We start from the raw sequence: 19863 nt of genomic DNA, 5'->3' as shown, positions 1-19863 counted from the left end.
CCCACTCATATTTTATCTTTTAATATCTAATTCACCTAAGATCTCTTCTTCTCTTTTTCTCATAACTTTTTTCTCATCCTCTTCCATATGGTCATACCCCAATAAATGTAGCACTGAATGAACTACTAAATATGAGGCTTCTCTTTTAAAGGAATGATTATATTCTTTGCTCTGTTCTAAAGCTTTTTCTAAAGATAATACTATATCTCCTAAAACTAGTTCTTCTCCATCCATATAAGTTTCATCAAATTCATAATTCTTATACACATCTTTAAAGACCTTATCTTTTGGGTAATCTAGCATAGGAAAAGATAGCACATCTGTTTCTTTATCTATATTCCTAGTTTCATTGTTTATTTCTCTAATTTCATCATTGTCTACAAATAATAATGAAATTTCAAATGGTATATTCACTTCTTCTTCCTTTAAAGCAAATTCTATTGTATGTTCTAATTCCTTTACTAATTCTTCTGTTACCTCTATTTTTTCTTGTCTGTTATCTGTATATATCATTTAGTTTCTCCCCTTTTCATATTTTTTAAAGGGGTGAGTTAAAAACTCATCCCCTTTATTTTAAGCTTTTGCTTTTTTCTGTTGGATATTCTATCCTTTGATGATATATTCCATTTAAAGTCTTTAAGAAACACTTTCTAATTGTTTCTAAATCCTTTAATGTTAAATCACAATCATTAAGTTGACCAGAATGAAGTTTATCTTTAATAATATTATTGACCATTTCTTCTATTTTACCCTTAGTAGGCTCATTTATTGATCTTACTGCAGCTTCAACAGAATCTGCTAACATTATTATCCCAGCTTCCTTAGTACTTGGTATAGGGCCTGGATATCTAAAATCTTCTTCTCTAACTTCATCAGGATTTTCAGAATTATTTTTTACAGTATAATAGAAATATTTAACCAATGTTGTACCATGGTGCTGTGCTATTATATCTTGTATTACTTCTGGTATATTGTATTCCTTAGCTAATTCTAGCCCTTCCTTAACATGAGATATTATTATTAAAGTACTTAAATTAGCAGTTATCTTATCATGAGGATTTTCTTTACTAATTTGATTTTCCTTAAAGAAATATGGTCTAGTAGTTTTACCGACATCATGATAATAAGCTCCTATTCTTGCTATTACTGGATTAGCTTTAACCTCTTCTGCTGCAAGTTCTGCTAAATTAGCAACTAACATGCTGTGATGGTATGTCCCAGGAGCTTCCATTAGCAATTTCTTTAAAAGAGGGCTATTAGGATTACTTAGCTCTAACAATTTTAATGTAGTTACTATATTAAATGTAGACTCTAAAAAAGGTAATAACCCTGTAGCTAAAACTCCTGCAAACACAGTCCCTATTATAGAAAAAGCACTATTTAAAAATATATCTTTTAAATTGCTTGATAAAATCACACCTGTTGCAAATGTTATAACTCCAGATAAAACTGCAATATATAACGTTGAATAAAGTATATCATTTCTTTGTTGCATCTTCCTTAGTATAGTAGCACCTACTAATGCATTTACAATTGCAATTATTATCACCTGAGAGTTAAACCCTGTTAATGCAGCAACTATAATAACATTCATTGAGTTAACAAATAGTGATATCTTATAATTAATAAGCATAGTCATAAGTAATGGTGCTAACGCTAATGGTATCATAAAAGGAGATGCAAAACTTACACATCTAACTAATATTAATGAAAATACATTTATCAAATTAATTAAGACCAACTTTTTAAAATCTAAATAAACACTTCTGTAATTCTTGTAAATGTAGAAGAATTGAATCCCCATAACAGAACTTAAAAGTATTGCTAAAACAATATATAGAAGTATTACTCCTTCTCCAGCAGAATCTCCTATTAACCCTAATTCAGTCAAAATTTCTATTTGTCTTGACGTAACAGGTTCACCTTTTTGCACTATTATTTGGTTCTTCTTTATTACTACCTTTTCTGTATTTTTTTGAACTTCTTTAATCTTTTCTTCTGTTTTTTCTTTATCATAATAAAAGTTTGGTTTTATTTGTTCTAATATAATGTTATTTAATACATTACTTATATTTGAATTTAAGTTAAGAGCCTTTACCTTTTCAGTTGCCAAGCTTCTAGCATCAGATAAGCTTTCACTATCCTCATCTTCAATATTTTTTACATATACAGAATCTATTATTTCTAAAGCTTCAGATTTTAATTTAACTAATGTGTCTTTTGGTATTGATAATAAGAACTTGCAGGCACTTTCCTCTAAGGTAATCCCCTCAATTTTTCTTAGTTCTACTATCTTTTCCTTCTCATCTAATTCTGTAGCACTTAAACTTATTAACTTTTCAAACAATGTATTTATATTATTCTCTGCAGCAATTTTCACTTCTGCTTTTAATGTATATTGCTTATCTACTTTAGATAAAGCTTCTTTTAGTTTTTCTTCTGAAGCTTGTTCATCTACAGTTTCTCTTTGGGCTACTATATCTTCTCTTGCTATATCTCCTTCCTGTAACTCATACTTAGTTGGAGCAACAGCTGTTATCAATAAAAAATAAGTTACCACAAAACTTATGGTAAATAATAAAATTCTCTTAGTTTTATAATTGCCCTTTTTCGTTTCCCTTCTTTTTAAACTCATGTTCATCACCTTCTTACTTGTACATCACTTATATTATGATACACTGGCTATATCCTGTTCAACTACAAACGTCACCTTAACACGCAACTTACCTTCACCTATGTCTTCTGTATACACGTCTTTATTAGCAATCTTGTAATCATTGCTCAAAGTTCTTACAAATGATTCTGTTAATTGTTCAGTTGCAGTTTTAATTGCTTCTTCCTTATCTAAATTTACCTCTTTCTCTGCTCTCTCAAAATAAGTTGTAGTTTTAATAAAACCTTTTTCATCTTCTATTTTATCATAATACTTAAAGTTATTTATAGCTTTTTTCAAGTAAATTTTCCTGCCAAAGAAAGATAAGTAAATATCTCTACCTCTTTTACCTGTCTTCTCAAGCTTAGAACCACTCACCTGTACTTCCATTTCTTTCTCATAGAATGTATTAGCTATAACTATTCCCTTTGCAGGAACTTCATATTCCTCTCCTTCTTTTCCTTGCATTCCTTTTATTAAAACATCTCCCTCATTAACAAAATCGCCTGGGCTTACATTGCTAGTACCAGAGGATACAAAAACTCTTTTTACCTCTCCACCGATTTTTGCTACACAATCTCCAGATGTATCACTAACTGGTTTTGGAGGATTAACCTTTTCTTCAATAACTATTTTTAATGTAGCCCCTTCCACTCTTGCTCTTATCCATAATATATCACTATTTATATCTTCAGCTTTATCTTCTATATCATAAACATCAATCTTACTTTTCTTTATGCCTGGCTCAATACCAATTTTCTTTAATTCTTTTCTAACCTGATAAGGTGATAAGTTATTTCCTGTTTGTATATCTATAGCCCATATATAAGTTGACAGATAAAATATCCCTATTATAAATATCAACAAACCTAACACCAATGATATTTGTCTCTTTAGTCTAGATATTAAAAACACCCAACCATTTTTACTTATTATCTTTATTTTACCGCCACATCTTTTAACTGCACCCACTACTTCATTATAGTCATTATATTCAATTTCTAACCTAATTGTAGTTATATCAATCTTAACAATATTCTTAGATTTTATCCCGCTGTTCCATAGAAGGTTAAGTATTCTTTCAGGTGATTTTGCACTTATTTCAACTATTATATTTCCAACTTTCAACTTATCTAATATCATTTTTGTTTATCCTCATAGATAATTGCTTTAAATTTTCCGGTTATACTTATAGTCGATCCCCCTATGTACAAAATTTCAAAATCACTTCCCTCTATATTTATATTGCCAACTTTTGAGTTTACTTTAATTAGATTTTTCTCAAAATTAGATATCCCCTTATGATTTTCTATAGTTATTTCTTTATTCCCTGTAATAATTATCTTAGGAATATCCATTACTATTTCTGCTGGCAAATCGAATTTATCTACTAACATTTCTCTACCTTTATTTATTTTTTCCTCCACCTTTAATCCCCCGTTTTTATATTTCTATCATTGTAATTTATGATTAAAATATAAAAAAAAGAACAATTAGAATATGTTAATCCATATAGTAGGAATAAAAATGTAGGGGGGATATTTATTTTGCTCGTTCCGTCGCAAGCTTCAAGTCACATCAAGACAAATATCCCCCCACTCCTACTAAAGGTAATCAAATAAAAAAATAGAGTTTAAAGCTAATATTAGCCTTAAACTCTATTTTAATGACTCATACAAAACAATAAAAAGAACTCGAAGAGTTCTTCTTATTATTTATTAGTTAAATATTCTTTTACTATTTGACTAACAAGCTTGCCATCTGCTCTACCTAATGTCTTAGGTCTAACAATTGACATAACTTTTCCCATGTCTTTAATGCTACTAGCGCCCGCTTCTATAGCTGATTCTTCAATAATTTGCCTTATTTCCCCTTCACTTAACTGCTGAGGAAGGTAATTTAACAAAATTTCTATCTCAGCTTTTGACTGATCAACCAAATCCTGTCTATTTCCCTTTTCAAACTCAAGCATCGCTTCTCTTCTTTGCTTGACTTCTTTAGCTAATATTTCTATAGCTAGCGCATCATCTGCTGTTATTCCATCAGTCTTTTCAACTAATAAAATCGCAGACTTTGCTGTACTTATAACGTTAGCTTTAAATTTATCTTTAGCCTTTAAAGCAGTTTTCCAATCTTCTTGAAGTCTTTCTTTTACTGTTGGCATATACACATACCTTCTTTCAAAAAGAACGTTCTATTTGAACTTTCTCTTTCTAGCAGCTTCTGATTTCTTCTTTTTCTTAACGCTTGGCTTTTCGTAGTGTTCTCTCTTTCTTACTTCTGAAAGAACTCCAGCTCTTGCACATTTTCTCTTAAATCTTCTTAACGCATTTTCAAGAGTTTCGTTTTCTCCAACTTTGATTTCTGACATTAATTATCCCTCCCTCCGCTAGCTAAAATTCTAAATTCAACTCAGCTACGGGCTTAATAACACATGCTATATTATACAATAGTAAGGCAGCTCGTGTCAATAATTCTTAAAAATTTAACTATTAGCCTGGAGGCCAATTTAAACTTCTTCCTCCAAGAACATGAAAATGCATATGATGTACAGTTTGACCTCCATCATTACCTGTATTATTTACAATTCTGTAGCCTTTTTCAGCAATACCTAGCTCACTAACTAGTTTATTAATTACTAAGAAAATATGTGCGACCACAGATGCATTTTCTTCATTTAAGGCATTAGCACTTTCTATATGCTCCTTAGGTATTACTAAGAAGTGTATAGGTGCTTCTGGACTTATATCATAAAAAGCATATACCTTTTCATCTTCATATACTTTTTTACTTGGTATTTCACCCTTTATGATTTTACAAAAAATACAATTTTCCATAAATTCACCCCCTTCTAATAGTAACTTTTTTTATTTCACAAGAGTAGCTACAGCATAATCTCCTAAAGCTTCTTCTATCTTGCAATTTACTATTCGACCTTTTAAGTTTTCTTCTATACCTTTAACTTCAACCTTAACATAGTTTCTAGTATATCCTTCATATACATCATCTTTCCCTTTTACTGGCTGTTCTATAAGTACATCCATAACTCTACCAACAATAGATTTAGTAAAGTCACCTTCATTTTTATTATTTAATTCTATAAGAGCTTTACTTCTTTTATCCTTAACTGTTCCATCTAATTGATTTGGCATAGTTGCTGCCTTTGTACCTTCTCTTGGGCTATATTTAAACACATGAGTTTTTGTAAGCTTTATTCTCTTTAAGAACTCATAAGTTTCATTAAATTCTTCTTCTGTTTCTCCAGGGAATCCAACTATAACATCAGTTGTAATAGAAACATCTTTAATATTTTCTCTTAAAATATTAACTATTCTTTCATACTCCTCAGCTGTGTACCTTCTATTCATTCTCTTTAATGTAGCATTACATCCACTTTGAAGAGAAAGGTGGAACTGAGGACATAGCTTCTTCATATTCTTAATTTTTTCAACCACTTCTGGAGTAAAGAAAGCTGGTTCTATAGATCCTATTCTTACTCTTTCAATACCATCTAGTTTTTCTATTTCTTCTAATAAATCAACTAAAGTGATTTCACCATCTAAATCTAGCCCATATGATGCAGTATGAATTCCTGATAATATTATTTCCTTAAATCCATGTTCTGATAACTTATTTATTTCATCAAGAACTTGTCTTGGTTCCTTTGAACATACTGATCCCCTAGAATAAGGTATTATACAGTACGCACAGAATCTATTACATCCATCTTGGATTTTTAAGAATGCTCTTGTCTTATCTTGGTATTCTTCTATATTTAATGCTTCAAATTTCTTATTTCTTAATACACTTTCAACGTATATTTGTGCTGCTTGTTCATCTCTAGATTTATTTACATAATAAACTACATCACCCTTATTTCTAGTTCCAAGAACAACATCAACACCATCTATAGCTGAAACTTCCTTTGGTGCTATTTGTGAATAACACCCTACAACAGCTATTATAGCATCTGGATTAAGTCTTCTAGCTCTGCTTATAATTTGTCTAGATTTCTTATCTCCCATATTTGTTACTGTACATGTATTTATAACATAGACATCAGCAACTTCTGTAAACTCTGTCACCTCATATCCTTCTCTTATAAACTTTTCTGCCATAGCTTCTGATTCATAATGATTAACTCTACATCCTAATGTAGAAAATGCAACCTTCATTAAACATTTCCTCCTAAATCACCTAACTCATATTGCACTAGAGCAGTTGCTGTAAATCCAGCCGTTTCCGTTCTTAGAATTCTACTTCCTAGCGTAATAATATAGGCACCTTTTTCTTTCAGTCTTTCAATTTCTTCTTCCTCAAAACCGCCTTCTGGTCCAACCATTATACCGATTTTTTTAACATTATCTAATCTTCCACTATCCCTTAAATCCTTTATTACACCTTTAATTCCAAAGTTTTCAGCGTTCTCATAAGGAACTAAGAACAAATCTAATCCCTCTAATTCCCCTAAAACATCATCAAATGATATTGGCTCATCTACCGTTGGAATAAGGCTTCTCTTACTTTGCTTTGCAGCTTCAAGAGCTATTCTATTAAGTCTATCAAGCTTCTTAAACTCTCCCTTAAGTTTAACATCTACTCTATCAGTAATAGTTGGTATAAACTTTGATATTCCAAGTTCAGTACCCTTTTGAACTATAAGGTCCATCTTTTGTGACTTAGGAAGACCTTGATATAAATAGATTTCTATTGGACTTTCATTATTTACATCTAACTTTTCTAGTATATCTATAATAACTTCAGTCTTTGAAATACTTTTTATTTTCCCAAGGAATTCATCACCTATGCAGTTATTTAAAACTACTTCTTCCCCCTCACTTAATCTTAAAACCTTATATATATGTTTAACATCATCACCTAATATTTTTCCTTCATTAGAATTAATATTTTCAGCAGGTGTGAAAAACTTATGCATATACTTCTCTCCTTAACTACTTAAGTTTTGCTATTATGCAGTTCCATTCCCCATCCTTGTTAACTTTAACAACTTCAAAACCGCATTCTTCTAACTTATTAGTAACCATTTCCACTCTATCATGGATAATTCCTGATGTTATAAAGTATCCATTTGGCTTAATTACTCTACTTACATCTTCAGTTAAGATACAAATAATTTCTGCTATAATGTTAGCTACAACTATATCAGCCTTACCATCAATAACTTCAATTAAGTTTCCATGTAAAATTTCTATATTATCTATATTGTTGAATCCTACATTTTCCTTAGCTGATTCTACTGCTACTGGATCTAAATCAACCCCTACTGCAAGTTTTGCACCAAGCTTAGCTGCTGCAATTGCAAGTATTCCAGAACCACAACCAACATCAAATACAGTACTGTCCTTTTGAACATACTTTTCTAAAGCTTGAATACACATTCTTGTAGTTTCATGTTCACCTGTTCCAAATGCCATTCCTGGATCTAATTCAACTACTAATTCTTCATCTTTTGCCTCATATTCTTCCCATATTGGTTTAACAACTATTTTCTCTCCTACCTTTGAAGGCTTATAGTACTTCTTCCAGTTGTTTGCCCAATCTTCTTCATACATTTTTTCGAACTCTACTTTACCTTCACCTACATCAATTCCTAATGCTTTAATTTCTTCAACCTTTTCATTAATATAAGCTATTATTTCATCTATATTATCTTCTTCTGAAAAATACCCTTTAACAACTGCAAATTTACCCTTGTGTTCTAGTACATTTATATCTGCAAAGTCCCATGTTAACGGTCCTTGTTCTCTACCTAATATATCTTCTGGATCCTCTATAGCAACACCCTTACAATCTAGTCCGTAGAATATACCAGAAATCGGCTCTAAAGCCTCACTTTTGGTAATTACTCTAACCTCTATCCAAGTTCCTTCCAAAAAAATCAATCCTTTCACTTATTCTTTGACTAATATAATATTTTACACTTTACATTTAAGTTATGTCAAGGAATGCCTTATATTAACAAAGGGTTGTATCAACTTGGATACAACCCTTATATTTTATACTGAATATTTATTTACTAAGTTCATAAATTCATCTTCTTTTATATAATCTTCAAACTTAATATTACCCTCTTCAAGTTTCATAGCTAATTCATATAAGAACTCTGGTATTCTTTCAGGTAACATATCTCCCTTAAATTCACCTAACCTTACATTTTCCACTGTAAAATCTCCGTTTATAAACAATCCAAAAACATCTTTTACAGCATCATCTACTCTCTTCTTCTTACCTGTAAAACCTATCTTTCCTATTTCATGTACTCCACATGAATTTGTACATCCAGAAATATGTACTCTTGGCATTAAATCTGAAGAATAATCTTTTTCCTTAAAGTAGTCCATTATATCAAACAATAACCCTTGGCTATTACCTATTCCTATTTGACATGTTGGAACACCTATACAAGCAACACTATGATATATTTCAGCTTCTCCACCCATCTTCTTAGTAATATCTAATAAGATTTCTGCCTCTTTACCATTTAAGTTTCTAAAGTACACTCCTTCAGTCATTGCAAGTCTTACTTCTACATCCTCAAAGTTACCTATAGTATCTAAAATCTCTTTAAGATCCTCTAATTTTAATTGTCCTCCTACTGGATGTAAATACACTGTATAAAGCCCCTCTTGCTTTTGCTCTATTAATCTCTTATCCTTAATTTCTGTCTTTATACCTTCTTTTTTTATTTCAGTAAGATGAAGATTTAATTCTAATCCACCTTTTTCTTTTTCAGCTTTTGTATAAAGTTTAAATTGACTAACAAATTCTTCATCGCCCATTCTATCAGCTATATATCTAATTCTAGCTTTAGCCCTATTTTTATAGTCACCTTCTGCTATAAAAAGATTAGTCATTCCTTCAATATAATAAAGAACATCCTTAGCTTCTATCAATTCATCTACTTCTATAGCTTTTCTTGGATTATTTCCAAGTCCACCACCTATATAAACTTTAAAATATTCTTTTCCATCCTTCTTTACAGCAACAAAACCTAAATCTTGTACAGTGCAATGAGCTGTATCCTTATCAGAATTAGAAAAAGATACTTTTAACTTTCTAGGCAACTTATATGTATAAATCTTCTTTAGAAAGTGATTCCCCACAGCTAATGCATATGGAGTTGGATCAAACTCTTCTTCCTTATCAACACCTGCTAATGGTGAAAGAGCCACATTTCTTGGAAAGTTACCTCCAGCTCCTCTAGTAAATAAATTAACTTCTAATCCTTCCTTCATTAAATCACAGGCACCATCTAATGTTAATCCATGTAACTGTATTGCTTGACGTGTTGTAAAGTGAATTCCACCAAGATTATGTTTCTTAGCATATTCATAAATTAACTTTAATTCATCTGAATGAGTTACCCCTGAAGGTATTCTAAATCTTATCATAAACTCTTTTCCACCACGGTGTGCATACATCCCCATACCACCTGATTCATGTTTAAATTGCATAAGATTCAATTCCCCATTTAAGAATTGATGTCCAACCTTTCTAAATTCTTCAATTTCATCTAGAAGTATTTCCTTTAAACTATTCACTTCTCCACCTCATATCATATTTTTTTCTTCATGTTTCTATATAATCTATTCTATATTCATAGTTTTTCCAAGTCCAATAGGAATTATTTATACTATATATAGGAAAATTATTATAAGAAAAAAAGACTGTGAAAAAATATTATTTTTTCACAGTCTTTTCTTTATTTATTAAATAAATTAAATCCTTTTTTGTGAGACTTATGCTCGCCTTCAACAGCTTCACCAGTCGCTTCCATAAATGCAACTAAAGCTTCTTTGGCTTTATCACTTAAATTCTTAGGAATATCAACTACAACCTTAACGTATTGATCTCCTCTACCTGATGAATTAACTCTAGGAACACCTTTTCCTTTAAGTCTAAATAGAGTTCCTGATTGTGTTCCTGACGGAACTGTGTACTTAACGTCTCCATCAACAGTTGGAACCTTTATTTCTGTTCCAAGTGCAGCTTTGGCCATAGATATGTGAGTATCTACATATATATCATTACCCTTTCTAGTAAATTGCTTAGAAGGAGCAACTCTTATCTTAATATATAAATCTCCTGGTGAACCACCATTTTCACCATGCTCACCTTGCCCTCTAAGTGGCATTACATTACCTGTATCTACACCTGCTGGTATCTTAACGGTAATCTTTCTATTCTTTCTAACATGACCTTTTCCATGACATGTATGACATGGAGTATCTATAACTTTACCTTTTCCTCCACACTTATCACATGTAGTAGTACTTACAAAGCTTCCTAGTGGAGTTTGTCTTTGTACTCTTACTTGACCTGAACCGCCACAAGTTGGACATGTATTAGCACTTGTTCCAGGTTCAGCACCTGATCCATGGCATTCCTCACAGTTTTCATTTCTTGTTATAGATATCTCTTTTTCTGTACCAAATACAGCTTCTTCAAACGTTAAGCTTAAAGTATATTCAATATCATTTCCTCTTACTGGACCATTTCTTCTTCTACCTGATCCACCACCACCAAAGAATGTATCAAATATATCTCCAAAGCCTCCCATATCAGAGAAATCAAAGCCACCAAATCCACCTGCACCGAATCCTGCTCCTGGGTCAACTGTTCCAAATTGATCATATTGAGCTTTCTTTTCAGGATCTGAAAGCACTTGATAAGCTTCGTTTATTTCTTTAAACTTTTGTTCAGCTTCCTTATCCCCTTGATTTTTGTCAGGATGGTATTTTATAGCTAGCTTTCTAAAGGCTCTTTTTATTTCATCATCACTAGCGCCTTTTTGAATCCCTAGGACTTCGTAGTAGTCTCTGCTTGCCATCTATTTTTTCACCCACCTAATTTTTATTGACTTTAGAAAAGGGAAGACGACTTTTGCCTTCCCTCTCCTATTATATAAGATTCATATTAATTGTGACAACTATTTATCTTCATCAACTTTAAAATCTGCATCTACAACATTGTCATCATGTGGAGCTGATCCTGCACCTGGGTTTCCTCCCATGTTGTTTGGATCAAAACCTGCACCAGCTGCTCCATTTGCATTAGCATCTGCATAAATCTTAGAAGATACAGCATAGAATTCTTGAGTTAATTCATCCATTGCCTTCTTGATAGCTTCTAAATCTTCACCATCTTTAATCTTCTTAACTTCTTCTAATTTAGCTTCAATCTTAGCCTTATCTTCAGCTGATACCTTATCTCCAAGTTCATTTAATGTCTTTTCAGTTTGGTAAACAACTTGATCTGCATTGTTATGAACTTCTATTTTTTCTTTTCTCTTCTTATCTTCTTCAGCGAACTTTTCAGCTTCTTTAACAGCTGCTTCTACATCTGCGTCACTTAAGTTAGTTGAAGCTGTAATAGTAACATTTGCTTCCTTACCAGTTCCCTTATCTACAGCTGATACCTTAACAATACCATTTGCATCTATATCAAAAGTAACTTCGATTTGAGGGATTCCTCTTGGAGCTGGAGCAATTCCTGATAGAGTAAATCTACCTAAAGTCTTGTTATCAGCTGCCATTTGTCTTTCACCTTGAACGATGTGAATTTCAACTGAAGTTTGACCATCTGCTGCTGTTGAGAACACTTGGCTCTTTCTTGCAGGGATAGTTGTATTTCTTTCTATTAATGGAGTAGCAACTCCTCCTAAAGTTTCAATACCTAAAGTTAATGGAGTAACGTCTAATAATAATACATCCTTAACTTCACCAGTTAAAACACCTGCTTGAATAGCTGCACCTATAGCAACACATTCATCTGGGTTAACTCCCTTTGAAGGATCTTTTCCTGTAAAGCTCTTAACTGCTTCTTGAACAGCTGGAATTCTTGTAGAACCACCAACTAAAATTACTTTATCAACTTGGTTCATTGAAAGACCTGCATCAGATAATGCTTTCTTCATTGGCTCAATTGATCTTTGAACTAGGTCATGAGTTAATTCATTGAATTTAGCTCTAGTTAAGTTCATATCTATATGCTTTGGACCAGTTGCATCAGCAGTTATGAATGGTAAGTTAATGTTTGTTTGAGTTGAAGATGATAATTCAATCTTAGCTTTTTCAGCTGCTTCTTTTAATCTTTGAAGAGCCATCTTATCATTTCTTAAATCTATACCATTTTCAGCCTTGAATGTTTCAGCAATGTAGTCCATAACCTTGTTATCAAAGTCATCTCCACCTAGCTTAGTATCACCATTTGTTGATAATACTTCGAAAACTCCATCTCCAAGTTCTAGGATAGATACATCGAAAGTACCTCCACCTAGGTCATAAACTAATATCTTTTCACTCTTATCAGTCTTATCTAAACCATATGCTAATGATGCAGCAGTTGGTTCGTTTATGATTCTTAATACTTCAAGACCTGCTATCTTACCAGCATCCTTTGTCGCTTGTCTTTCAGCATCATTGAAGTAAGCAGGTACTGTAATAACTGCTTGAGAAACAGTTTCACCTAAGTAAGCTTCTGCATCAGCTTTTATTTTTTGAAGAATCATAGCTGAAATTTCTTGTGGTGAATAATCTTTACCATCTATATTAGTTTTATGATTAGTTCCCATTTCTCTCTTAATTGATATTATTGTTTTATCTGGGTTTGTAATCGCTTGTCTTTTAGCTACTTGCCCAACTAATCTTTCTCCATTTGCTTGGAATGAAACTACTGATGGAGTAGTTCTAGCTCCTTCTGAGTTAGCGATAACGACTGGTTCTCCACCTTCCATTACTGCTACACATGAGTTTGTAGTACCTAAGTCAATACCTATAATTTTTCCCATAATTTATTCCTCCTCAAACATAGATAAAATCTAGTTTTTATTTCTTATATATTAAAAATTTTTAAATTAGTTAGCTACTTTAACTACAGTATGTCTAATTACCTTGTCGCCTCTTTTGTATCCTTTCATAAATACTTCAGCAACTACATTTTTTTCTAAAGATTCATCTTCAATATGCATTACTGCTTGATGCATATTAGGATCAAATTCTCCTGAGGCATCTATTTCTTCTACACCTAATTTATCAAATGAACTTTGAAGACCTTTTATTGTCATTTCAATACCTTTTTTAAGATCTTCTACACTTCCATCAGCTGCTAATGCTCTTTCTAAGTTATCAACAACTGGTAGTATTTCTTTTATTACATCTGCACAAGAATCTGTGTAAATACCTTCTTTTTCTTTAGTAGTTCTTTTTCTATAATTTTCATATTCAGCAGTAACTCTAAGAAGTCTTTCTTTTAAAGCTTCTACTTCATTATTAAGTCTTTTAACTTCATCCTTATTTTTTCTAAGCATAGCTAATTCATCCTCTTCACTTTCTCCATTAGTGCTTTCTTCTTGAGCTGCTTCTTCATTTTCTAATATTTCTTCAACAACATCTTCTTGAACTACTTCTTCATTCATTTCCTCAGTAGTTTCTTTTAAATCTTCTTGAACATTCTTATTTGTTTCTTCCATTATAAACTCTACACCTCTTCTCGTTATTTTTAATCTAAACCTTGGCCTTTTAACATATCATTAAGTTCTTTCATTACTTGAGCCATTATTGAAATCACCCTTGAATAGTTAATCCTTTGTGGACCTATAAGTCCTATTGTACCAATTGGTCTATCTCCTAAAGAGTATTCTGCTGATATTACACTACAATTTTTGGCTCCTGGTATATAATTTTCATCACCGATTTTTATTGTAATATCCCCTTTTGGTTCAATAAGCTCAATTACATAATCTTTATTATAAAGAAGATTTAATATCTCCTTAGCACTTTCTATATCATTGTATTCTTGATAGTTAAATATATTTGTTGTTCCTTCCATGAATATTTCAGATGAACTTTCCTCTTTTAAACTATCATATAATGCTGTTACTATTGCATTAAATAAATCATCATATCCAACAAAATCTCTTTTTAAGTTATTTATTACTTCTAAGTTAATTTCGTCTATTGTAAGATTTTGCAATCTTGAATTTATGACTTTATTTATGGTTTGTAACTCTTCAACTGAAGGAACTTTAGCTACCTTTATTCTATGATTTTTAATTACTCCACTATCAGTTACAATAACAGAAACTAAATTAAACTCATCTACCATTAATAATTGAACTGACTTAATATAGCTTTGTCTAACGGATGGTGTTTGTACTACACAGGTAAGATTAGTCAATTCAGAAAGTAAAGTACTTGCTTGTTTTACAATTTTGTCTACTTCTAACATTGCACAATCAATAAGATATTTTTTAATCCTTAATTCTTCATCAATGGAAAGCTTTGACCTTTGCATTAAGTTATCAACATATAATCTATAACCTTTGCTAGATGGCACTCTCCCTGCTGATGTATGAGGTTGCTCTAAATATCCCATATCCTCTAAATCTGACATTTCATTTCTTATTGTTGCTGAACCAACACCTAAATCATACCTTTTTGCTATTGTTCTAGATCCCACTGGCTCACCAGTATTAATATAATCATTTATAATGGCTTCTAAAATTCTAATCTTTCTATCATCAATAGCCATAACCTCACCTCGTATTGTTAGCACTCACTAACTTTGAGTGCTAATGACTATATTTAAAATATATTATTTCTTCATTCCTTTGTCAATTTTAAATACTTCTCGCCTTTTTCTATTTTCTTCAAAAAACCATGATTATTTCACTTTATTTCTATTTTTCTTTAGTTTTCTAAATATTACAATATCATATCACTCATGACCATATTAGAAAGTTCTATACCTTTATCAGTCAAATATATTCTTCCTCTTTTTCTTTCTAATAATCCCTTGTTTATATTCCCTTCAATAACATCTTTATAGACATTATCTATATCTGTATGAAATCTTCTTTTAAACTCTTCCTCTTTAATACCACAATTCATCCTTAATCCCATAAACATAAATTCCTCTATGTCATCATTTTTAGTATTTATAATCTCTTCATCTACTATACTTTCACTAATACCTATTCTTTTTATATACTCTCGTAAATCATCTATATTCTTTATTCTCTTTCCATCTATATATGAACTAGAAGATGCTCCCACTCCAATATATTCATCGCACATCCAATACACTTCATTATGTAAACATTCTTTACCTTCCTTTGCATAATTAGAAATTTCATATTGGTGATACCCATTTTCTATAAGGATATCTTTGCATTTCTTATACATCTCTCTCTCTTCTTCCTCTGATGGAAGCTTCAATTTATCTTCATTATATAATTTATAAAAAGGTGTTCCTTCTTCAATAATTAAACTATAGGCTGATATATGTTCTGGATTTAACTTTGCCACTTCTTCTAAACTATCAGTCCAATCCTTAACACTTTGATTTGGCAATCCAAACATCATATCTATATTTATATTATTAAAACCTACACTTCTTGCTAAATTATAATTATCTTTAAAAGCTTCAAAAGTATGTATTCTTCCAATTCCTTTTAACAAATTATTTTTTGTAGTTTGTAGCCCAAAACTTAATCTGTTAATTCCTCCCTCCTTCATAATATTAAACTTTTCTTCTGATACAGTACCTGGATTACATTCTATTGTTTTTTCTGCATCTTCAATAAAATTTATATTTTTTATTACCTTCATTAGCTTTCTTAAATTTTCTTCATTTAAATATGAAGGTGTTCCTCCTCCAATAAATAAACTTCTTACTTTATAGGCTTTTATTTTCTCTTTTAATTCAATTAATAGAGCCTCTATATAGTCACTCATCAAATCATCTTTTCTTGCATATGATGGAAAATCACAATAAAAGCACTTTTGCTTGCAAAAAGGTATATGAATATATAATGCTACTTCCTTCATAAATTAATTCCTCCCAAAAACAAAAAGAGGCACTTTAATAGCACCCCTTAAATTTATTATAGTAACGCTTCTGCTTCCTCTTTTAACAATTCTATTTTACTTTCAGCTTCTACAACCGAAAAATCATAAATTTCTTTAAAGTTAAAGAAATAATTTGCAAAGGCTATTTTTTTATCTCTTCTAATATCTAAGCTAACAGCTATCTTATCAAGAAAATCTATTTCCTTATCTCCATATTCTCCATCAACTAAAGCTAGCCCAACTAATTCAAAATAAACTATAGACTTAATTCTATTTTTAGATTTTTTTAATACATTAATAATCTCTTCATAAGATAAATCTTTAATATCTTTTTCCTTTAAATTTAATTCATCTAAGTAATCATTTATTAATCTTTTTTCTTCCTTAGCAAATGTTTCATCCACTTTAGCAAATTGAGTTACTAAACTTAAAAAAGCACTAGCTTCTTCTTTATTTAATTCAGTTAAAAACATAATAATCCTCCTATTAACTTCTCATTATTATCTTAAATCTATTTTATAGGATAATTACTTTATTTGCAAAAATAATTATAGCTTTATTTTTCCTTTAGATCTATATCAATAGTATTGTGCATTAAAACATCTCTATAAACATTTATTATTTCAGTATTTATTTCTTCATCGCCTAACTTAATATCCATCCATGAATGATCACCATGAATTGCTAAATAACTATCAACCACTCTACCAATTAAAATTACCGGCATAACATCTCCATTTTTTCTTCTTACAGTTCCTGTAGCATAACCTTCTCTTCTTAGCTTCTTTGGTTTTATCTTAGTGTCTCTCATTAACGCATCTAACATTATCATCCCTCCAATAAATTTTATTTCTTTAAATTATATTGAGAAGATAATATTTTAATTACAAAAGCAATCCAGACAAAATGAAATTATTTTTTCTAACACCTCATTATATTTTTTATATTATTTTTATTATTTATATTATTTTTATTTTAAAAGAATATATATTCTTTTAAAAAATATATTTTGGGTAAAGAAAAAAGGCTCAAGCTTAAATCGCTTGAGCCTTCATTATTAATCAACTTTTAATACAGCCATGAATGCTTCTTGTGGAACTTCAACAGATCCAACCTGTCTCATTCTCTTCTTACCTTCTTTTTGCTTTTCAAGAAGTTTCTTCTTTCTTGAGATATCTCCACCATAACACTTAGCCAATACGTCTTTTCTCATTGCCTTTACAGTTTCCCTAGCAATAATCTTAGAACCTACAGCTGCTTGTATTGGAACCTCAAACATTTGTCTTGGAATTATTTCTTTAAGCTTTTCTGCAATTCCTCTTCCCTTATGATAAGCTCTTTCCTTTGGAACTATCATTGATAAAGCATCAACAACATCTCCATTTAATAATATATCAAGCTTAACAAGTTCTGTTTGAACATATCCCTTAAATTCATAATCAAGAGAAGCATAACCCCTTGTTCTTGATTTTAATGTATCAAAGAAATCATACACTATTTCATTTAGAGGCATATCATAAGTTATTACCGCTCTTGTTTCCTCCATATATTGCATATCAATATATGTTCCTCTTCTTTCTTGGCAAAGTTCCATAACTGCACCTACATAATCTGTTGGTGTAATAATAGAAGCCTTTACTACTGGTTCTTCCATATAATCAATTTCAGTTGGTTCAGGAAGATTTGTAGGGTTTGTAATATCTAAAACTTCTCCGTCAGTCTTTATTACCTTATAAATAACTGATGGTGCTGTTGTAATAATATCTAAATTAAATTCTCTTTCTATTCTTTCTTGAATTATTTCCATGTGTAGTAATCCAAGGAAACCACATCTAAAACCAAATCCAAGTGCTATAGAAGTTTCTGGTTCAAAGTTTAATGCAGCATCATTTATTTGAAGCTTTTCTAATGCTTCCTTTAATTCATCATATTTAGCTCCATCAACAGGGTATATTCCTGAGTAAACCATTGGTACTGCTGGTTTATATCCTGGTAATGCTTCAGCTGTTGGTCTATCTGCATAAGTTATAGTGTCACCAACTCTAGCGTCTCTAACATTTTTAATAGAAGCCGTAACATATCCAACATCGCCAGCTCTTAATTCTCCAATTGGGAATAGTCTTGGAGTGAATACACCTACCTCAACTACATCATACACCTTATCTGTAGCCATTAACTTAATTTTAGTTCCAGGCTTAACAACTCCATCAAGAATTCTTACATAACAAACTACACCTTTATAGCTATCATAGTAAGAGTCAAATATAAGTGCTTTTAAAGGAGCATCTTCATCCCCTTCTGGTGCTGGTAATCTTTCAACAATCTCTTCTAAAACCTGATCAATATTTAATCCAGTTTTAGCTGATATCATTGGAGCATTTTCTGCTTCAATTCCTATTACATCTTCAATTTCTTGTTTAACTTCATCAGCTCTTGATGAAGGTAAATCTATCTTATTAATTACTGGTGCTATTTCTAAATCATTATCTAATGCTAAATAACAGTTAGCTAATGTTTGTGCTTGTATCCCTTGCGTTGCATCTACCACTAACAAGGCACCTTCACAAGCTGCTAAGCTTCTAGATACTTCATATGTAAAGTCTACGTGACCTGGAGTATCTATAAGATTTAAGATATACTCATGTCCATCATCTCTTCTATAAACAAGTCTTGCTGCTTGTGATTTAATTGTAATTCCTCTTTCTCTTTCAAGTTCCATATTATCAAGAACTTGAGCTTCCATCTCCCTTTGTGTAAGAGTTCCTGTAGCTTCTAAAAGTCTATCTGCTAAAGTAGACTTACCGTGGTCTATATGGGCTACTATTGAAAAGTTTCTTATATATTGTTTTCTATCATTATTCATATATTAAAACTGTCTTATATAGACAGTCACTTCACCCCCATTATAAGAATCAGCTAAATTATAACATACACCACTTACTGTGTGTCAATAAAAATAGAATTTATGGGGTTTATCCATTATTTGCTTACTAATTAAACAAATCTTCTACTTTAGAAAAAACTCCTTTAGCAAAGTTTATTAAATTTGATTCCGATTTTATAATAAAATCCTTTTCTCCTAATCTAACCATTGTTTCTTCATCTTCTTCAACATATATTTTTACAGGTGATTTATCTTGAATAAAATTAGAAAAATCCTCACCAAATTCTTCACTAACTAATTTGTAGTTATCGTTTGTGTTTCCTAAAGGAGATAAAGCTTTTGTGTTTAATATATTAACCTTTATTAAACCTATTAAAGTAACACAAAATAATACTATTAAAAATATTGTTTTAAAAATTTTATTTTTACGCAAAAGAGCACCCCCAAAGATAATT

20 protein-coding genes are annotated in these 19863 nt (G+C 31.0%); all 20 read right to left on the bottom strand.

Translation table 11 applies throughout. From position 1 onward, the window contains the following. Positions 1–12 precede the first annotated feature (12 nt). Positions 13–513, bottom strand: coding sequence for an rRNA maturation RNase YbeY (gene ybeY, locus I4V16_RS08680; RefSeq protein WP_049177224.1), 501 nt, complete (start codon positions 511–513; stop codon positions 13–15). A 55-nt stretch (positions 514–568) separates the two neighbouring features. Beyond that, positions 569–2635 (bottom strand): HDIG domain-containing metalloprotein, encoded by a 2067-nt coding sequence (locus I4V16_RS08675; RefSeq protein ID WP_111937105.1) that lies wholly within the window; start codon positions 2633–2635, stop codon positions 569–571. A gap of 33 nt (positions 2636–2668) precedes the next feature. Continuing rightward, positions 2669–3796, bottom strand: a complete 1128-nt coding sequence (yqfD, locus tag I4V16_RS08670; protein WP_049177226.1) for a sporulation protein YqfD — start codon at positions 3794–3796, stop codon at positions 2669–2671. Beyond that, positions 3793–4080 (bottom strand): sporulation protein YqfC, encoded by a 288-nt coding sequence (gene yqfC / locus I4V16_RS08665; protein ID WP_111937104.1) that lies wholly within the window; start codon positions 4078–4080, stop codon positions 3793–3795. The genes yqfD and yqfC overlap by 4 nt, the downstream gene beginning before the upstream one ends. 284 nt (positions 4081–4364) lie before the next feature. Further along, entirely contained in the window at positions 4365–4817 is a 453-nt protein-coding gene (locus tag I4V16_RS08660; RefSeq protein ID WP_049177228.1) for a GatB/YqeY domain-containing protein, read from the bottom strand. Positions 4818–4847: 30 nt separating this feature from the next. Continuing rightward, positions 4848–5024, bottom strand: coding sequence for a 30S ribosomal protein S21 (gene rpsU / locus I4V16_RS08655; protein WP_027099580.1), 177 nt, complete (start codon positions 5022–5024; stop codon positions 4848–4850). A 121-nt stretch (positions 5025–5145) separates the two neighbouring features. Next, positions 5146–5490 carry a histidine triad nucleotide-binding protein gene (locus tag I4V16_RS08650; protein ID WP_111937103.1) on the bottom strand — a complete coding sequence of 115 codons (345 nt, stop codon included), beginning with the start codon at positions 5488–5490 and terminating at the stop codon, positions 5146–5148. Positions 5491–5520: 30 nt separating this feature from the next. After that, on the bottom strand, positions 5521–6828 hold the full coding sequence (gene mtaB / locus I4V16_RS08645) for a tRNA (N(6)-L-threonylcarbamoyladenosine(37)-C(2))-methylthiotransferase MtaB (RefSeq protein WP_111938040.1): 1308 nt from the start codon (positions 6826–6828) through the stop codon (positions 5521–5523). Next, positions 6828–7589 carry an RsmE family RNA methyltransferase gene (locus I4V16_RS08640; protein ID WP_049177231.1) on the bottom strand — a complete coding sequence of 254 codons (762 nt, stop codon included), beginning with the start codon at positions 7587–7589 and terminating at the stop codon, positions 6828–6830. The genes mtaB and I4V16_RS08640 overlap by 1 nt, the downstream gene beginning before the upstream one ends. Before the next feature lie 16 nt (positions 7590–7605). After that, the gene (prmA, locus tag I4V16_RS08635; protein WP_111938041.1) at positions 7606–8547 is read right to left on the bottom strand and encodes a 50S ribosomal protein L11 methyltransferase; all 942 of its coding nucleotides are present in this window, start codon (positions 8545–8547) and stop codon (positions 7606–7608) included. A gap of 123 nt (positions 8548–8670) precedes the next feature. After that, the gene (locus I4V16_RS08630; RefSeq protein ID WP_111938042.1) at positions 8671–10215 is read right to left on the bottom strand and encodes a nitrite/sulfite reductase; all 1545 of its coding nucleotides are present in this window, start codon (positions 10213–10215) and stop codon (positions 8671–8673) included. Between the two features lie 161 nt (positions 10216–10376). Next, positions 10377–11504, bottom strand: a complete 1128-nt coding sequence (dnaJ, locus tag I4V16_RS08625; protein WP_049177234.1) for a molecular chaperone DnaJ — start codon at positions 11502–11504, stop codon at positions 10377–10379. Positions 11505–11603: 99 nt separating this feature from the next. Continuing rightward, positions 11604–13463: a molecular chaperone DnaK gene (gene dnaK / locus I4V16_RS08620; RefSeq protein WP_049177235.1), complete on the bottom strand. Its 1860-nt coding sequence runs from the start codon at positions 13461–13463 to the stop codon at positions 11604–11606. Positions 13464–13529: 66 nt separating this feature from the next. Then, positions 13530–14144 carry a nucleotide exchange factor GrpE gene (grpE, locus tag I4V16_RS08615; protein ID WP_049177236.1) on the bottom strand — a complete coding sequence of 205 codons (615 nt, stop codon included), beginning with the start codon at positions 14142–14144 and terminating at the stop codon, positions 13530–13532. Between the two features lie 29 nt (positions 14145–14173). Continuing rightward, entirely contained in the window at positions 14174–15205 is a 1032-nt protein-coding gene (gene hrcA, locus I4V16_RS08610) for a heat-inducible transcriptional repressor HrcA (protein ID WP_049177238.1), read from the bottom strand. Between the two features lie 173 nt (positions 15206–15378). After that, positions 15379–16503, bottom strand: a complete 1125-nt coding sequence (hemW, locus tag I4V16_RS08605; protein ID WP_049177239.1) for a radical SAM family heme chaperone HemW — start codon at positions 16501–16503, stop codon at positions 15379–15381. A gap of 56 nt (positions 16504–16559) precedes the next feature. After that, positions 16560–16997 carry a hypothetical protein gene (locus I4V16_RS08600; RefSeq protein ID WP_111938043.1) on the bottom strand — a complete coding sequence of 146 codons (438 nt, stop codon included), beginning with the start codon at positions 16995–16997 and terminating at the stop codon, positions 16560–16562. Positions 16998–17080: 83 nt separating this feature from the next. Further along, positions 17081–17350: a hypothetical protein gene (locus I4V16_RS08595; protein ID WP_049177242.1), complete on the bottom strand. Its 270-nt coding sequence runs from the start codon at positions 17348–17350 to the stop codon at positions 17081–17083. Between the two features lie 231 nt (positions 17351–17581). After that, positions 17582–19387 (bottom strand): translation elongation factor 4, encoded by a 1806-nt coding sequence (gene lepA, locus I4V16_RS08590; RefSeq protein WP_049177243.1) that lies wholly within the window; start codon positions 19385–19387, stop codon positions 17582–17584. Positions 19388–19514: 127 nt separating this feature from the next. Further along, a complete protein-coding gene (locus I4V16_RS08585) occupies positions 19515–19841 on the bottom strand; it encodes a hypothetical protein (RefSeq protein ID WP_049177319.1) in 327 nt (108 codons plus the stop codon). Between the last annotated feature and the right edge of the window lie 22 nt (positions 19842–19863).

Source organism: Clostridium sp. 1001283B150210_160208_E6, assembly GCF_015669365.1.
Lineage (GTDB): Bacteria > Bacillota > Clostridia > Clostridiales > Clostridiaceae > Clostridium > Clostridium paraputrificum.
The sequence above is the reverse complement of the archived record's forward strand: the minus strand, read 5'-3'. Positions and strand labels throughout refer to the sequence as shown.

Bases quoted from the DNA above. Each gene is read 5' to 3' on its own strand.
- ybeY (WP_049177224.1), bottom strand. From the start codon at position 513: ATGATATATACAGATAACAGACAAGAAAAAATAGAGGTAACAGAAGAA.
- I4V16_RS08675 (WP_111937105.1), bottom strand. From the start codon at position 2,635: ATGAGTTTAAAAAGAAGGGAAACGAAAAAGGGCAATTATAAAACTAAG.
- yqfD (WP_049177226.1), bottom strand. From the start codon at position 3,796: ATGATATTAGATAAGTTGAAAGTTGGAAATATAATAGTTGAAATAAGT.
- I4V16_RS08660 (WP_049177228.1), bottom strand. From the start codon at position 4,817: ATGCCAACAGTAAAAGAAAGACTTCAAGAAGATTGGAAAACTGCTTTA.
- rpsU (WP_027099580.1), bottom strand. From the start codon at position 5,024: ATGTCAGAAATCAAAGTTGGAGAAAACGAAACTCTTGAAAATGCGTTA.
- I4V16_RS08650 (WP_111937103.1), bottom strand. From the start codon at position 5,490: ATGGAAAATTGTATTTTTTGTAAAATCATAAAGGGTGAAATACCAAGT.
- mtaB (WP_111938040.1), bottom strand. From the start codon at position 6,828: ATGAAGGTTGCATTTTCTACATTAGGATGTAGAGTTAATCATTATGAA.
- I4V16_RS08640 (WP_049177231.1), bottom strand. From the start codon at position 7,589: ATGCATAAGTTTTTCACACCTGCTGAAAATATTAATTCTAATGAAGGA.
- dnaJ (WP_049177234.1), bottom strand. From the start codon at position 11,504: ATGGCAAGCAGAGACTACTACGAAGTCCTAGGGATTCAAAAAGGCGCT.
- dnaK (WP_049177235.1), bottom strand. From the start codon at position 13,463: ATGGGAAAAATTATAGGTATTGACTTAGGTACTACAAACTCATGTGTA.
- grpE (WP_049177236.1), bottom strand. From the start codon at position 14,144: ATGGAAGAAACAAATAAGAATGTTCAAGAAGATTTAAAAGAAACTACT.
- hrcA (WP_049177238.1), bottom strand. From the start codon at position 15,205: ATGGCTATTGATGATAGAAAGATTAGAATTTTAGAAGCCATTATAAAT.
- hemW (WP_049177239.1), bottom strand. From the start codon at position 16,503: ATGAAGGAAGTAGCATTATATATTCATATACCTTTTTGCAAGCAAAAG.
- I4V16_RS08600 (WP_111938043.1), bottom strand. From the start codon at position 16,997: ATGTTTTTAACTGAATTAAATAAAGAAGAAGCTAGTGCTTTTTTAAGT.
- I4V16_RS08595 (WP_049177242.1), bottom strand. From the start codon at position 17,350: ATGTTAGATGCGTTAATGAGAGACACTAAGATAAAACCAAAGAAGCTA.
- lepA (WP_049177243.1), bottom strand. From the start codon at position 19,387: ATGAATAATGATAGAAAACAATATATAAGAAACTTTTCAATAGTAGCC.